The organism is Cupriavidus sp. GW821-FHT07C08, assembly GCF_059419025.1.
In genome coordinates this window covers 265,766-279,034 of record NZ_JBWKQZ010000005.1, presented here as the reverse complement: position 1 = coordinate 279,034, position 13,269 = coordinate 265,766, and the positions used below count along the sequence as shown (strand labels likewise).

At 64.2% G+C, this 13,269-nt stretch carries 13 protein-coding genes; 12 read left to right on the top strand and 1 reads right to left on the bottom strand.

Annotated features, from left to right (window positions below; all coding sequences use genetic code 11):
• The first annotated feature begins 255 nt into the window (after positions 1-255).
• On the top strand, positions 256-969 hold the full coding sequence (locus AC07UK_RS09585) for a TetR/AcrR family transcriptional regulator (RefSeq protein ID WP_436224622.1): 714 nt from the start codon (positions 256-258) through the stop codon (positions 967-969).
• Positions 970-978: 9 nt separating this feature from the next.
• Here AC07UK_RS09585 and AC07UK_RS09580 read toward each other — a convergent pair whose 3' ends face one another.
• Positions 979-1,626, bottom strand: a complete 648-nt coding sequence (locus AC07UK_RS09580) for a TetR/AcrR family transcriptional regulator (protein ID WP_436224621.1) — start codon at positions 1,624-1,626, stop codon at positions 979-981.
• Positions 1,627-1,960: 334 nt separating this feature from the next.
• Between AC07UK_RS09580 and AC07UK_RS09575 the strand changes: the two genes are divergently transcribed.
• From AC07UK_RS09575 to AC07UK_RS09525, 11 genes are all read left to right on the top strand, one after another.
• Positions 1,961-2,608, top strand: coding sequence for a paraquat-inducible protein A (locus AC07UK_RS09575; RefSeq protein WP_494687767.1), 648 nt, complete (start codon positions 1,961-1,963; stop codon positions 2,606-2,608).
• Positions 2,605-3,279, top strand: a complete 675-nt coding sequence (locus AC07UK_RS09570; protein ID WP_436224620.1) for a paraquat-inducible protein A — start codon at positions 2,605-2,607, stop codon at positions 3,277-3,279. Before AC07UK_RS09575 ends, AC07UK_RS09570 begins: the two co-directional genes overlap by 4 nt.
• The gene (locus AC07UK_RS09565) at positions 3,263-4,894 is read left to right on the top strand and encodes a PqiB family protein (protein ID WP_494687766.1); all 1,632 of its coding nucleotides are present in this window, start codon (positions 3,263-3,265) and stop codon (positions 4,892-4,894) included. Before AC07UK_RS09570 ends, AC07UK_RS09565 begins: the two co-directional genes overlap by 17 nt.
• Positions 4,891-5,496, top strand: coding sequence for a PqiC family protein (locus AC07UK_RS09560; RefSeq protein WP_494687765.1), 606 nt, complete (start codon positions 4,891-4,893; stop codon positions 5,494-5,496). Before AC07UK_RS09565 ends, AC07UK_RS09560 begins: the two co-directional genes overlap by 4 nt.
• A gap of 135 nt (positions 5,497-5,631) precedes the next feature.
• The gene (locus AC07UK_RS09555; RefSeq protein WP_494687764.1) at positions 5,632-6,450 is read left to right on the top strand and encodes a GntR family transcriptional regulator; all 819 of its coding nucleotides are present in this window, start codon (positions 5,632-5,634) and stop codon (positions 6,448-6,450) included.
• A gap of 276 nt (positions 6,451-6,726) precedes the next feature.
• Positions 6,727-7,275, top strand: coding sequence for a 2,4'-dihydroxyacetophenone dioxygenase family protein (locus AC07UK_RS09550; protein WP_013959825.1), 549 nt, complete (start codon positions 6,727-6,729; stop codon positions 7,273-7,275).
• Between the two features lie 146 nt (positions 7,276-7,421).
• Positions 7,422-8,522 carry an SMP-30/gluconolactonase/LRE family protein gene (locus tag AC07UK_RS09545; protein WP_494687763.1) on the top strand — a complete coding sequence of 367 codons (1,101 nt, stop codon included), beginning with the start codon at positions 7,422-7,424 and terminating at the stop codon, positions 8,520-8,522.
• Positions 8,523-8,620: 98 nt separating this feature from the next.
• The gene (locus tag AC07UK_RS09540; RefSeq protein WP_494687788.1) at positions 8,621-9,874 is read left to right on the top strand and encodes a CaiB/BaiF CoA transferase family protein; all 1,254 of its coding nucleotides are present in this window, start codon (positions 8,621-8,623) and stop codon (positions 9,872-9,874) included.
• Positions 9,867-10,634 carry an enoyl-CoA hydratase-related protein gene (locus AC07UK_RS09535; protein ID WP_494687762.1) on the top strand — a complete coding sequence of 256 codons (768 nt, stop codon included), beginning with the start codon at positions 9,867-9,869 and terminating at the stop codon, positions 10,632-10,634. The genes AC07UK_RS09540 and AC07UK_RS09535 overlap by 8 nt, the downstream gene beginning before the upstream one ends.
• 10 nt (positions 10,635-10,644) lie before the next feature.
• Positions 10,645-12,435, top strand: coding sequence for an acyclic terpene utilization AtuA family protein (locus AC07UK_RS09530; protein ID WP_436224614.1), 1,791 nt, complete (start codon positions 10,645-10,647; stop codon positions 12,433-12,435).
• Complete coding sequence (locus AC07UK_RS09525; protein WP_436224613.1) at positions 12,432-13,247, top strand: GntR family transcriptional regulator; 816 nt, start codon at positions 12,432-12,434, stop codon at positions 13,245-13,247. The genes AC07UK_RS09530 and AC07UK_RS09525 overlap by 4 nt, the downstream gene beginning before the upstream one ends.
• The last annotated feature ends 22 nt before the right edge of the window (positions 13,248-13,269 follow it).

The window sequence follows — 13,269 nt, the reverse complement described above, 5'->3', positions numbered from 1 at the left end:
GCCCTTCCTGAGGACTCGAAGTCTACGTCATACTGACTTAGTTGTCATGATGACGTACAATTTATTTTATTGTGTGAGGACGGGTCGACTTTGCGGTCCCGGACCGCATGAGACGAAGAACGCGCGCGCGCCCGAAGACTGTGGTGCGCAACGACAACGGCATACGCAAGGTGATGCGACGGGCATAGGCCGAAGACGCAGGAAGACCTGCGCGCGGCGTTGTCGACGCATTAACCATGAGGAGAGAACAGATCAATGACCCCGATGCAGACGCGATTCGCAGCTGAAACAGGACCGTGGAAGACTGGCGACCACCGTCAGCGCGTTGCGGCAACGCGGCGGCAGCGTATGCGCTCGCTGTTGCTGAACAGTGCGATGCGCCTGATGCTGGAGAACAGCGCCTCGACGCCGTCCATCGACGACATCATTTCAGCAGCACGGGTTTCACGCGGAACGTTCTACAAGTACTTTCCGTCGTCTGACGCGATCGTGCGGGAGCTTGTGGGGAAGATGGCTGAACAGTGGGTGCGGGCGGCCGACCCCATTGTGCGCGACCATGACGACCCGGCCGAGCACATCGCCAGGGGAATACGGCTGGCGTCGATCCTGACGGTACACCAGCCCGCTGTGGCTGGCATCCTTGGCCGGCTCGGATGGGCGGGCTACCACGCGCCGAATATGCTGGAGTTTGTGCGCAGGGACATAGAGGAAGGCGTTCGTCGCAATCGCTTCAAGCGCATGCCGATCGCCCTGGGCTTCAATATCGTTGCCGGAGCCGCAATGAGCGCAATGCAGAGCATGCTTGACACCGAATGCCGCGAAGACTTTTCGGAGCTCGCCGCTGCGGTGGCATTGCGCGCCCTGGGCGTGGAGGAATCAGCGGCCGATGCGATATCCAGGTCGCCCCTGCAGGCGAGCGAAGCGCTGTTCGATAGCTTGCTCGCGGGAACGATCAGCGATGTAGCGTAGCGCTAGCTGCTAGTTGGAGGGCTCGGCCTTGGCGGCGAGCTTCTCCTGGGCCTTTTCGAGCAATGACTCCGGCGGAGCCGCCAGCTTTGGCAAAGGCGCGGAGGTCAACCGTACCGCACTCGCTGCAGGCACGCCCAGCGACCGCAACACCGCCCGCACAATCCGTTCGGGATAATCCCTGGCGGTTCTTCCCTTGGCCATGCGGTGAACGGCGATCAGCCCGGCGCCGGCCACCATGTCCAATGCCACGTCGGCCGAAGCCTCGTCAAACGTGCCCGTCTTCAGGCCTTCCTTGATATCCGAGGGCAGGTATTCGTAGACGGCAGCACCCTTGCCGCCGACCAGAAGCAGGCCCGTACCGGAAAGAAATTGCGCCACGACAGGATAGGAGCGCGCAAGGTGCAGGTATAAGCGCATACCCGTTGCAACACGCAGCGCCGGGTCTTCGATTTCGCCAACCACGCTCTCGATCATTTGCACCATGTCGTGACTGAGCGCGTCGCCGACAGCCGCCAGCAGATCCTCGTTAGTACGGAAGTAGTTGTAGAAGGAACCTTGCGAGACGCCAGCTGATGCGATGACTTCCGGGATCACGCTGGCTCCGACACCCCTTTGCGCAAAAACAATCATCGCGCTTTCAATGAGGCGCTGGCGCATCCGTGCACGCCGTTCTGCGGCAACGCGAGGGCGATGGTCTTTGGGATCAGGAGCGGCAGGCATCTTCAGTTAGAGGACCTTAAGTGACGAGGCGATTATATCAATACGCCGCTTCTACGCCGCCAACATGGGGTACGCCATGCTGGCGGCAGCGGCGCCCGTGCTCTTCTTATAACATACACAATGTCATGATGACACGTAAGTCATTATGTGGAAGAATACGGAACTCATGAAAGATTCCGGTGCGCGCACGCGCTGCTTGCCTCACGCAACGAGGCCGATCATTTTCCCCAGGACACCTGTGCATCAGAACCACGCCTCGCCGCGGGTTGCCATGCTGGATCCGCGCAGGCTGTCGGCGTGCGAGCATTGCGACGCGCTCCATACGCGCGCGGCGCTGAAGCACGACGAACGTGCCACGTGCCTGCGCTGCGGCGGTGCGCTCTATCGCGACAGTTCGCGAGCCTATCGCCGCTTGCTGCCGCTCGTGGTGACTGCCTTGATCCTGCTTCTGATTTCCAACGCGTACCCCATTGTCGCCATGGACCTCAAGGGTTCGCGCATGGAGACCACGCTATGGAGCGCGGTACAGGCACTCTACGCGGACGACATGGCGCCGGTGGCGATGCTCGTGTTCGCCACGACCATCCTGTTTCCGCTGGCCGAGTTGCTGATGATGTGCTACCTGCTCGTGCCGATGGCGCAGCGGCGCACGCCACCCGGGTTCGAGCGCATCTTGCGCGGCATTTGCCGCACGCGGCCGTGGGGCATGATCGAAGTGTTCATGATCGGCGTGCTGGTTACGGTGGTGAAGCTGTCGACCATAGCGCAGGTTCTGCCTGGCGTCGCGCTCTGGTCGTTCGCTGCCCTGGTGGTCGTACTGGCCGTCATCCTGTCGTTCGACCCGCGTGAACTCTGGCACCACCTCGATGCGCACGATGCAGATGACGTACCGGCCCGCTCGCGGGATGCCGCGTCATGACCGCGCTTCACTCGCCCCACCCCACCGCGACCTCGCGCGGACTGCTGTCGTGCCACACCTGCGACCGGCTCAGTCCGATGACGCTCGACGCCGAACCGTGTCCGCGCTGCGGCACCGTACTGCATCATCGCAAGCCGGCCAGCCTGGCGCGCGCCTGGGCCTTCCTGCTGGCCGCCTACCTGCTGTATATCCCGGCCAATCTGCTGCCGATCATGGTGACGCAGTCAATCTTCGGCACGCAGCGCGACACCATCATGTCCGGCGTGATCTATCTGTGGTTGTCCGGCTCATTCATGCTGGCAATCGTGGTGCTGATCGCCAGCATCGTCGTCCCATTGCTGAAGATGATGATCCTGACCTTGCTGCTGCTATCGGTGCGCCGCGGATCGACCTGGCGCATCCGCGAGCAGACCCGGCTGTACACCCTGGTCGAAGTCATCGGCCGGTGGTCCATGCTCGATATCTTCGTGGTGGCACTGCTGGCATCGCTGGTGCGTGCAGGGGCGCTGGCCACGATTACGCCCGGTGCCGGAGCCCTGGCCTTTGCCTCGGTTGTCGTACTGACCATGCTCGCGTCACTGAGCTTTGATCCCCGTCTGCTGTGGGATGCGCTCGGGACGTCGCCATCCCCCATCGAATTTCAGCACGCCGATAATGCCCGAACACGTTAACCATCCTCCTCCCAACGACATACCGCAGCCAGGACGCAAGCGCCGCGCGCGCTGGCTACCCTCCCTCGTCTGGGTCATCCCGATCGTTGCCGCGGTGGTCGGGCTCTCGCTGCTGGTCAGCACGCTTGCGTCGCGCGGGCCCGAGATCACCGTCACCTTCCGCACTGCCGAAGGCCTGACGCCAGGCAAGACCGCCGTGCGCTACAAGGATGTCGATATCGGACTGGTCAAGACGACACGGCTGGCAGCGGACCGTTCGCATGTGATCGCGACGATTGCGCTGACCAAGGACGCCAAGAACTTCGCCGTGGCCGACACACGGTTCTGGGTGGTACGGCCCCGCTTTGCCATCAGTGGCGTGTCGGGACTGGAAACACTGCTATCGGGCGCATATATCGGCGTGGATGCCGGCAAGTCGGGCGAGACCACGCACAGCTTCACCGGGCTCGAGAATCCGCCGGTCATCACCACCGACGCCTCCGGCAGGCAGTTCGTGCTGCGTGCGCAGGACCTGGGCTCGCTCGACATCGGCTCACCGGTCTACTATCGTCGCGTGCGGGTCGGCCATGTGGTGGCGTACCAGCTCGAACCGAACGGCCGCGACATCACGCTGCGGGTCTTCGTCGACAAGCCCTATGACAAGCTCGTTTCCGCCGATACGCGCTTCTGGCACGCCAGCGGTGTCGACCTCAAGCTGGACGCGAACGGGCTGAAGTTGTCCACGCAATCGCTGGCCAGCGTGATGCTTGGCGGTGTAGCCTTCCAGGCCCCGGAGCACTCGACCGCGCATGCCGCGGCCGCCGAGAACTCCGAGTACCTGCTGGCAGCGGACCAGTCCGAAGCCATGAAGGAACCGGACGAGCTCGCCCCCGCGCTGGCAGTGCTGAACTTCGATCAGTCGGTGCGCGGGCTGTCGCCCGGTGCGCCGGTCGATTTCCGCGGCGTGACCGTCGGGCAGGTGCGCTCGATCGGTATCGAGTACCAGCGTGACAAGAAGGCCTTCCGCATGCCCGTGGTGGTGGAGCTCTATCCGTCTCGCATGGGTCTGCGCGAGAACGACGTGGCTGACGACACGCGCAAGCGCGCTATCGTGCATAGCTTGGTACAGCGCGGCATGCGTGCGCAGTTGCGCACCGGCAACCTGCTCACCGGCCAGATGTATGTGGCACTCGATTTCTTTCCGAAAGTGTCCGCGCCGGTTGATCTGGACCTGAACGCGTCGGTGCCTGAGCTTCCCACCACACCGGGCACCTTCGACGAGCTGCAGGCCAAGCTTGGCGACATCGTCACCAAGATCGGCAAGGTGCCGTTCGACCAGATCGGGCAGGACGCGCGCACGGCGATGGTGTCGATGAACAAGATGCTCGTCAAGGCGGACAAGCTCGTGGCACAGGTCAATGGCGAGGTGGCGCCACAGGTGGTCGCCGCGCTGCAGGATATGCGCCGCACGCTCGCCACCGCCAATGGCGCGCTGGCGCCCGACGCCTCGCTGCAACAGGATACGCGCCGGATGATGCAGGAACTCACGCAAACAGCCGTCTCGCTGCGCATGCTCACCGATTATCTCGAGCGGCATCCCGAAGCGCTCCTGCAAGGCAAGAGGGAAGAGAAATGATGAAACGTCTGACGATGCTTGTTGCGCTGGCCGCCGCCACGAGCCTGATGAACGGCTGCGCGTCGCCCGAGGCGCGCTACTACACGCTGGCGGCCAGTCGCTCCGACGCCGCGCCGGCGGTGACCGCGCGAGCCAGCCGTAGCGGCGACCCGTTATGGATTGAAGTCACGCCGGTGCGCGTGCCCGAGCGCCTGAACCGCATTCAGCTGGTGGTGCGTGACGGCAACAGCGGTGGCCTCAAGCTGTCCGACACCTCGCGCTGGACCTCACCATTCCCCAACGAACTGCGCGATGCGCTGTCGCAGCAACTGCAGGCGAGCCTCGATGCGGTGGATGTCTACCAGCGCGGCCTGTCGGCGACGCAGCCGGCATTCCGCGTGACGACCGATGTGGTAGCCCTCGACGCCGATGTGGGCAAGCGGGCAGCGGCGACTATCGCCTGGACCGTGCGGCGGCTGCCGGACGGCAAGGTCCTGAGCGGCCGCACCGAAGCAGTGGTACCCGCGCCCGGGCAGGTGGAGGGCGTCGTGAAGGCGTACCGGGAGATCCTCGCGGCAACCGCGGCCGATATAGCAGTCGGCGTGCAATCGCTTAACCGCTAGATGTGAAACGCTCGGCACCGGGTGCCACCGCGCCACATCTCGACGCCCAGCCGGCCGACGGTAGACGCCTGCCAGCCAAGAGGCCGCCCGTTCTTCTGGTGCATACTCCAACGTTCTGAGTATCAGGCAACTGGAATGACGGACGAACGAACTACGGGGATTGAGCGGGCGGAGCTGTCGGCTGAACGGGGCGTTGCGCAATATCAGCGGCTGGCTTCGTTGCTGAGGTATCGGATCGCAAAGGGCGAATATCCGCTCGGCATGCTGCTGCCGCCGATCACGCAGCTCGCGGCTGACCTCGGCGTGGCCGTCGTCAGCGTCCGGCAGGCGTATGAGCTGCTTTCCAAAGAAGGGTTGATTCGTAGCCAGCGGGGTGTCGGCACCCACGTGGCTGCCCTGCCCGCCACCACGGGCGACATCGAACTGGCGATCAACGATCCGTTCGCCGCACCTGCGGCGCTCGCCTTTGAGGTACTCGAAGTCCGGCGCCGCACCGGGGTGCCGCAGGAACTGCTCGGACCGGGCGACCACTCGGACGGCGAATACGTCTGTGTCCGCAAGCTGCACACCTATTCCGGCGAGCCGTTCTGCTACGCGGAGATCTATGTGTTGGCCCGGGTCTTCGACGCCTTGCCCAAGGACACCGCCAGGAAGAAAAAACTTCTCGCCGCGGTGCTCGATGAACTGGGCTCGCGCAGCAAACGTGTGCGACAACGCATGACCGTGATGCCGGCGGATTTTCCTCTGTGCGACATGCTGAAGATCCCGTTCGCCTCACCCGTCGCCAAGATGTCGCGGCGTCTTCTGGATGGCAAAGGCAGCGTGCTGTATGCAGGCGTCACTTGGTATCGGGGTGACCGCTACGTCTCGGAGATCGACATCCCCGCCTCCGCACTGAAGACGGTGCCTGCCATCACCGAACCCCAGCGGCGAGCGGCTAGCGAGCACAAATAAAGCTATAGGGCCTTGATCCGGTCCCTAGGGTAAACAAGGGGCAGAAAAAACCTTCTGCAGCCTCTAAACTTCTAACATTAGAACTTTAGAAGTATCCAGTGACATGCGGCCGGGCAGAGGTTAGCCAGGCTTCGCTGTCGCGCTGGACGCTTCTATTCCTCCGGCGCATTGCCGCCACAGCTCTGAGTTTCCCGCCGGACCGGCGTGACTCTTCTGTCTCATAGAAGGAAGGCTTCCTTCCACTGTTTCACATCCTCTGACAAACGGAGACAACTCATGAATGCAAGAATTCTCGAGCAGCCCACCACGTCCACCGGCGCCAAGCTGCCGCTGCCCGCCCTGCCGCAGGACAAGCTCCTGACCGTCAACATCGAGCAGATCCCGCTGATCAAGGACGTCTTTCCGGGCATCCACATCAAGCCGCTGCGCCTGGACCCGGAACGCGGCGAGTGGGTCTTCATGGCCATCGTGGAACCCGGTTGTTCCCTGCCGATTCACTACCACACCGGGACGGCGCAGGTGTGGACGATCCAGGGCTGCTGGAAGTATCGCGAGTACCCCGACCAGCCGCAGACGGCCGGCTCCTACCTGTACGAACCCGGCGGCTCGGTGCACACCTTCTATACCCCCGAGGACAACACCGAGGACACGATCACCATCGCCTGGATCGAAGGCGCGCAAGTGAGCTTCAACGAGGACGGCACCTTCCACTCGCTCAATGACGCGCTCTCGATCCAGTACGCGCTCCACACGCTCGCGGCGGCGCGCGGCATCGGACCGATGCCCTACGTCCGCGGCAACGGCTCCGACGTTACTGAGGAATAAAAAGGCGACTTACCACCATGGCAGGCCGCTCGTCGGCCTGCGCGGTGCCGTTCCTCTGCTCCTTTAGAGCCCAGCGTGTACGACACCGATCAGATCAATTTGTGACGATCCATCAATCCGCGCGATTGAGCGAGTGCAACATGAGAATGATCAAAGCCCACAGGATGCCGATACTGCCAATGCTGATTTTGCTTGTGCTGCTGGCGACACCGCTGGCCGCAAGAGCCTGGGAGCGCGGCAAAGTTGAGACATTCGCCACCTTGCCCGCGGGTGAGGCGCATCCCGAGGGGATCACCGTGGACCGCGAGGGCAACGTCTACGTCGTCACGGTGGCGGTGGAAAAACCCAGGACGAGCGAGGGCGCGCTGCTTGTGTTTGACCCGCAGGGCAAGCACCTGCGCACTGTCACCATCAAGGGCTCGAGCCGATTGTTGCTTGATCTCGGCTTCCATCCCCGGACGGGCCAGTTGCTCGTCGTCGACTACCTGGGCGCGAAGGTCCTGAGCGTCGATCCCAGGACGGGTGCCTCATCCGTATTCATGACGGTCAGCGGCAAGAACCCCGGCCTCGACGGGATGACGTTCGACCCCGCCGGAAACGTCTACGTGACCGACGCCCACCAGGGCATCATCTGGAAAGTCGGACCCGCCGGCGGCGAAGCGTCGGCATGGGTCACCAGCGCGCTGCTGAAGCCCACGCGGATACCACCGACCATCGGCGCCAATGGCTTGTCTTTCAACAACAAGAAGACAGCCTTGTTCGTCGCCAATACGGCGAACGACACCATCATCAAGATACCGGTGACCGGGTCGACGCTCGAGCCCGGCACGCCTGAAGTCTTCGTCAACCGGATCGGCGGCGGACCCGACGGCCTGATCATCGACGAGCACGACAACCTCTGGATCGCGTGCAACCAGTCCAACGAGGTTCTTGTGCTCGAGCCGACGCAGGGGCAGGTAATTGCCAAGCTCGGCGACTTCGGCGGCATCGATCGCAAGGGGGCGCCCATCGGCTTCCTCTGGTCGAACAGCCTCGTCTTCCATGGCGGCGACGTTCTTGTCACCAACCTCTCGCTCGATGTCGAGACGTCCCTTGCGCAGCTCAGTGACGAGCTCGGCCTGGCGCATCTCAAGGACAAGAATCTGCGCACCATCGATGGGCCGTGGGCGCAGCGGGTGAAGCTCCACACCGTCTCGAAAATCAAGAAGCGGATACCAGGGCTGGCCAGGCCGGAGCTCGACCGATGACCGACGTGTTGTTGCAAGCGCGATGTGGCGGCAAACCGGCAGGCAACGGTGGCCTCCGGGCCAGCCGTCATACATTGCCCCACCGAGATGAGAGGGATATGAAGAAAGACCAGACAACGGGGCCGCTGGCCGGCGTGAAAGTCGTTGACATCACGTCAGTATTCATGGGGCCCTCTGCCACGCAGATGCTGGCTGACCTTGGCGCCGATGTAATCAAGGTCGAGGCGCCGGGCGGAGACAGTACGCGCGGCATAGGCCCCTGCGGCGATGAAAAGCTGGGGCCGCTCTTCCTTGGCCTGAACCGCAACAAGCGCAGCATCGTGCTTGACCTGAAAGCGCCCGAGGGGCGGGAGGCCCTGCTTTGCCTGGTACGGGATGCCGACGTCCTGGCCTACAACGTGCGCCCGCAGGCCATGCAGCGGCTGGGGCTGGACTATGAATCGCTGGCGGCCATCAATCCGCGCCTGGTCTATGTCGGCATGTTCGGTTTTTCGCAGCGCGGACGCTACGCGCCCCAGGCTGCCTTCGATGATCTGATCCAGGCCGCAACCGGACTGCCGCTGGCCGTTTCGCTGGGCAGCGGCGACAGTCCCCGGTATCTGCCCATCACCATCGCCGATCGCTCGGTGGGGCTCTATGCTTTCGGCGTGATCTGTGCCGCCCTGTATGCGCGCATGAGCACCGGCAAGGGCCAGCGCGTTGATGTCCCGATGTTCGAGACCATGGTTCCCTATGTGATGGGAGACCACCTGTATGGCGAGACCTTCGTCCCGCCCAAGGGCGGTTTCGGCTATCCGCGCCTGCTCTCGCCCGAGCGGCGACCGTACCAGACCAAGGACGGACATGTGTGCTGCCTGATCTACCACGATCATCATTGGCGGGCCTTCCTCGAGGTCATTGGCAAGCCGGAGGTGTACGACACTGATCTGCGCTACGCCGACATCAACACCCGCACCGCCAACATCACCGAGCTGTATGCCATGGTCAGCGACGAAATGGCCAAGCGCACCACCGAGGAATGGCGCACCCTGCTCAAGGACGCCGATGTTCCGGTCTTTCCGATGCACACGTTCGAGTCGCTGCTGGACGATCCCCATTTGCAGGACATCGGTTTCTTCAGCGAATCGGACCACCCGGCCGTCGGGCGAATCCGGGAGATGGCGGTGCCCAGCGAATGGCATGGCACCCCACCGAACAGCCGCCGCCATGCACCGAGCCTGGGTGAGCACAGCCGCGAGGTACTGCGTGAGGCCGGCTACGACGACGACGCCATCGATACGCTGTTCGCGTCAGGCATCTCCAGGGATGGGTCAAAAGCGCAACGCACCGGAGGAGAAACTCCGCATGAATGATGAACTGCTGAGCGAGGTCCGGGACGCAGCACTCTACCTGACCATCAACCGGCCGGAGCGCCGCAATGCCATCACGCCGGGGGTGCTGCAGGGACTTCGCGACGGCATCCTGCGCGCCAATCGCGATGCCGACATCCGCGCCGTGGTCATTACCGGAACGGGCGAGCAGGCGTTCTGCGCCGGCGCTGATCTGCAGACCGGCAAATCGTTTGCCTTCGATTACGCCGAGCCTTGCCTGGGGATGGCGGACCTGTTCCGCTGCGCCAGGCAGTCGACGGTGCCACTGATCGCCCGTGTCAACGGCGCCTGCATGGCGGGCGGCATGGGGCTGATGGCGATGTGCGATCTGGCAATAGCCAGCGAAGGCGCCCGCTTCGGCCTGCCGGAGGTCAAGCTGGGCTTGTTCCCGGCGCAGGTCCTGAGCGTGCTGCAGCACCTGGTGCCACGTCGCACGCTCACCGAATTGTGCCTGTGCGGCGAGCCGCTGACCGCGCGGGAAGCGCTGGCCGCGGGACTCGTCAACGATGTCAGCGACGATCTCGACGCCAGGCTGGACTTGCTGCTGACCAGCTTGCTGAACAATTCGCCCGCCGCCATCCGTCGCGGGCTGTACACGCTCAAGCATATGGAAACCATGTCGTTCGAGCAGTCCATGGCGTTCACGGAAAGCCAGATCGGGCTGTTTGCACTGACCGAGGACGCGCGCGAAGGCCAGTTGGCATTCCGCGAGAAGCGCCAGCCCATGTGGACTGGCAGATAGGGAGATGGGAATGGACGCGAAAACGGTACGCATTGGCGGGGCTTCCGGGTTCTGGGGCGACAGCAGCGTTGGCGCGCCACAGCTTGTGCGCCACGGCGATATCGATTACCTGGTGTTCGACTACCTGGCCGAACTGACCATGTCGATTCTCGCCGCCGCCCGCTTGCGCAAGCCGGAACTGGGCTACGCCACCGATTTCGTGACGGTGACAATGAAGGCCCTGCTCGGAGAGATCGCCGCGCGCGGGATTCGCGTGGTCAGCAATGCCGGCGGCATGAACCCGCACGGGTGTGCGCAGGCCATTGCCGCGCTGGCCACGGAACAGGGCCTGACGTTGCGCATCGCCGTGGTGGAAGGCGATGACGTGATGCCCCTGCTTCCCCAGCTGCGCGAAGCCGGTGTGCAGGAAATGCAGAAAGGCCGACCCCTGCCGGAGAAGGTGGTCAGCGCCAACGCGTACCTGGGGGCCTTGCCGATCAAACAGGCGCTGGACCAGGGCGCCCAGATCGTCATCACCGGACGCTGCGTGGACAGTGCCGTGACGCTCGGGGTGCTGATGCACGAGTTCGGCTGGCAGGCGCACGACTATGACCGCCTGTCCCAAGGAAGTCTGGCTGGCCACATCATCGAGTGCGGGTGCCAGGCCACGGGCGGCTTGCATACCGACTGGGAAAGCGTCCCGGACTGGCACGACATCGGCTATCCGGTGGTCGAGTGCCGTGCCGACGGCACCTTCCTGGTCGGCAAGCCGCCCGCCACCGGGGGACTGGTCAATACCGCCACGGTCGGCGAGCAGGTGCTGTACGAGATCGGCGACCCGGCCACCTACCTGCTGCCAGACGTCACCTGCGATTTCACGCAGGTAACCCTTCGGCAGGCCGCACCGGACCTGGTGGAAGTCAGCGGCGCGCGCGGGCGGGCCCCCGGCCATGCCTACAAGGTCTGTGCCACCTATGTCGACGGCTTCCGCTGCAATGCGCAGCTTTCCATTGTCGGCGTCGACGCGGTCGCCAAGGCGGAACGCACGGCGCAGGCGATCCTCGCCCGCACGCGCAAGCTGTTCGGAGACAACGGGTGGGGAGACTACAGTCGCACCCACGTAGAGGTGCTGGGAGCGGAGTCCTGCTTTGGGCCGCATGCTGCCGTCCGGCACACGCGCGAGGCGGTGATGCGCCTGGCGGTCATGCATCCCGAGAAGGCGGCCCTGGAACTGTTCGCGCGGGAAATTGCCGCGGCGGGGACCAGTTGGGCGCCGGGCACGACGGGCTCGGCTGGCGGGCGTTCCAGTCCCTCGCCATCGATCCGCCAGTATGCATTCCTGCTCGACAAGAGCGCCCTGACCCCGGCGGTGGTGCTGGACGGCGTACGCAGCGGCGTCACCGTTCCTTCGGGCAGCCCGGCGGCACCGGTCGCGCCCGCGGCACCTGCAGTCGCTGAACCAACGGGCGCCGGCCCTGCGGAACACGATACCGTCGAAGTTCCGCTGATCCGGCTTGCCTATGGCCGTAGCGGCGACAAGGGGGATACCTCCAACATCGGCCTGATCGCCCGCCGGCCGGCGTACCTGCCCGTGCTGCGGGCCGAAGTGACGGTGGCGCGCGTGGCGGACTGGCTTGGGTACCTGGTGAAGGGACCGGTGACATGCTACGACCTGCCCGGCTTCGACGCCATGAACTTTGTCTGCGAGTCGGCCCTGGATGGCGGTGGCATGGCGTCGCTGCGCAATGATCCGCTCGGCAAGGGCATGGCGCAGATCCTGCTGACCATGCCGGTGCGCGTGCCGCGGGAGTTGTTGTCATGACGAGCAATGCGTCCAACGCCGCTGCCAACGAGGGCGTCATCCTCGCCGACGACGGCATCGGCGGCGTGACGCGATATCGACAACTGGCCAGCGTCATCCGGCACAAGATCGTTTCGGGCGAGTACCCGGTGGGCATGCAGCTGCCAACCGTGGACAGCCTCGCGCAAACCTACGGGATCGCCAAGGTCACCGTGCGCCAGGCCTTTGCCGCGCTGACGGAAGAGGGGCTGGTCAGCAGCCAGCGCGGTCGTGGCACCCACGTCATGAAGCAACCGCCAGCACCCGGAGAAGGCCTGCGCTCCGCCATCAATGACGAATCGGCCCATGGCAGCGAGCTGGAAATCCGCATCCTGGAAATGCGCCAGGGCGTGGCGCTGCGGCCGGGGCTGGCCCGCCGCGGCACGCCGCTGGACAGCTATGTGATGGTGCGCAAGCTGCATTTGCATGGCGGCACGCCATTCTGCCTGATCGAGGTGTATGTGGCCTCGTCAGTCTTTGCCCGCTTTCCCCGCGGTGGCGAAAAGCACCACAAGCTCGGTCACCTGCTGCGCCAGGTGGAAGGCGAGCGCCTTGGCATGATGCAGCAGACCATGACGGTCGAGCCGGCCGACTACATCCTGGCACGCGATCTCGCCTATGGCTTCGGGGCGCCAATCGCCAGGATCGTCCGGTCGACGCTGGACGTCGACGGCAATGTGCTGCTGGCAGGGGAGTTCTGGTATCGCGGCGACCGGTTCATCCTGGATGTGGAGATGCCCGCCAAGCTGACCGAGCACTATCCCGCGCTCGCCATCCCCGACAGCCGTCGCTGAGCGCGACAGACTTCACCATTCA

What these genes read in the sequence shown, in the direction of transcription:
- AC07UK_RS09565 (WP_494687766.1), top strand. Translation starts at nt 3,263, where the DNA reads ATGCCCGAACACGTTAACCATCCTCCTCCCAACGACATACCGCAGCCA.
- AC07UK_RS09570 (WP_436224620.1), top strand. Translation starts at nt 2,605, where the DNA reads ATGACCGCGCTTCACTCGCCCCACCCCACCGCGACCTCGCGCGGACTG.
- AC07UK_RS09530 (WP_436224614.1), top strand. Translation starts at nt 10,645, where the DNA reads ATGGACGCGAAAACGGTACGCATTGGCGGGGCTTCCGGGTTCTGGGGC.
- AC07UK_RS09560 (WP_494687765.1), top strand. Translation starts at nt 4,891, where the DNA reads ATGATGAAACGTCTGACGATGCTTGTTGCGCTGGCCGCCGCCACGAGC.
- AC07UK_RS09525 (WP_436224613.1), top strand. Translation starts at nt 12,432, where the DNA reads ATGACGAGCAATGCGTCCAACGCCGCTGCCAACGAGGGCGTCATCCTC.
- AC07UK_RS09550 (WP_013959825.1), top strand. Translation starts at nt 6,727, where the DNA reads ATGAATGCAAGAATTCTCGAGCAGCCCACCACGTCCACCGGCGCCAAG.
- AC07UK_RS09535 (WP_494687762.1), top strand. Translation starts at nt 9,867, where the DNA reads ATGAATGATGAACTGCTGAGCGAGGTCCGGGACGCAGCACTCTACCTG.
- AC07UK_RS09555 (WP_494687764.1), top strand. Translation starts at nt 5,632, where the DNA reads ATGACGGACGAACGAACTACGGGGATTGAGCGGGCGGAGCTGTCGGCT.
- AC07UK_RS09585 (WP_436224622.1), top strand. Translation starts at nt 256, where the DNA reads ATGACCCCGATGCAGACGCGATTCGCAGCTGAAACAGGACCGTGGAAG.
- AC07UK_RS09540 (WP_494687788.1), top strand. Translation starts at nt 8,621, where the DNA reads ATGAAGAAAGACCAGACAACGGGGCCGCTGGCCGGCGTGAAAGTCGTT.
- AC07UK_RS09575 (WP_494687767.1), top strand. Translation starts at nt 1,961, where the DNA reads ATGCTGGATCCGCGCAGGCTGTCGGCGTGCGAGCATTGCGACGCGCTC.
- AC07UK_RS09580 (WP_436224621.1), bottom strand. Translation starts at nt 1,626, where the DNA reads ATGCGCCAGCGCCTCATTGAAAGCGCGATGATTGTTTTTGCGCAAAGG.
- AC07UK_RS09545 (WP_494687763.1), top strand. Translation starts at nt 7,422, where the DNA reads ATGATCAAAGCCCACAGGATGCCGATACTGCCAATGCTGATTTTGCTT.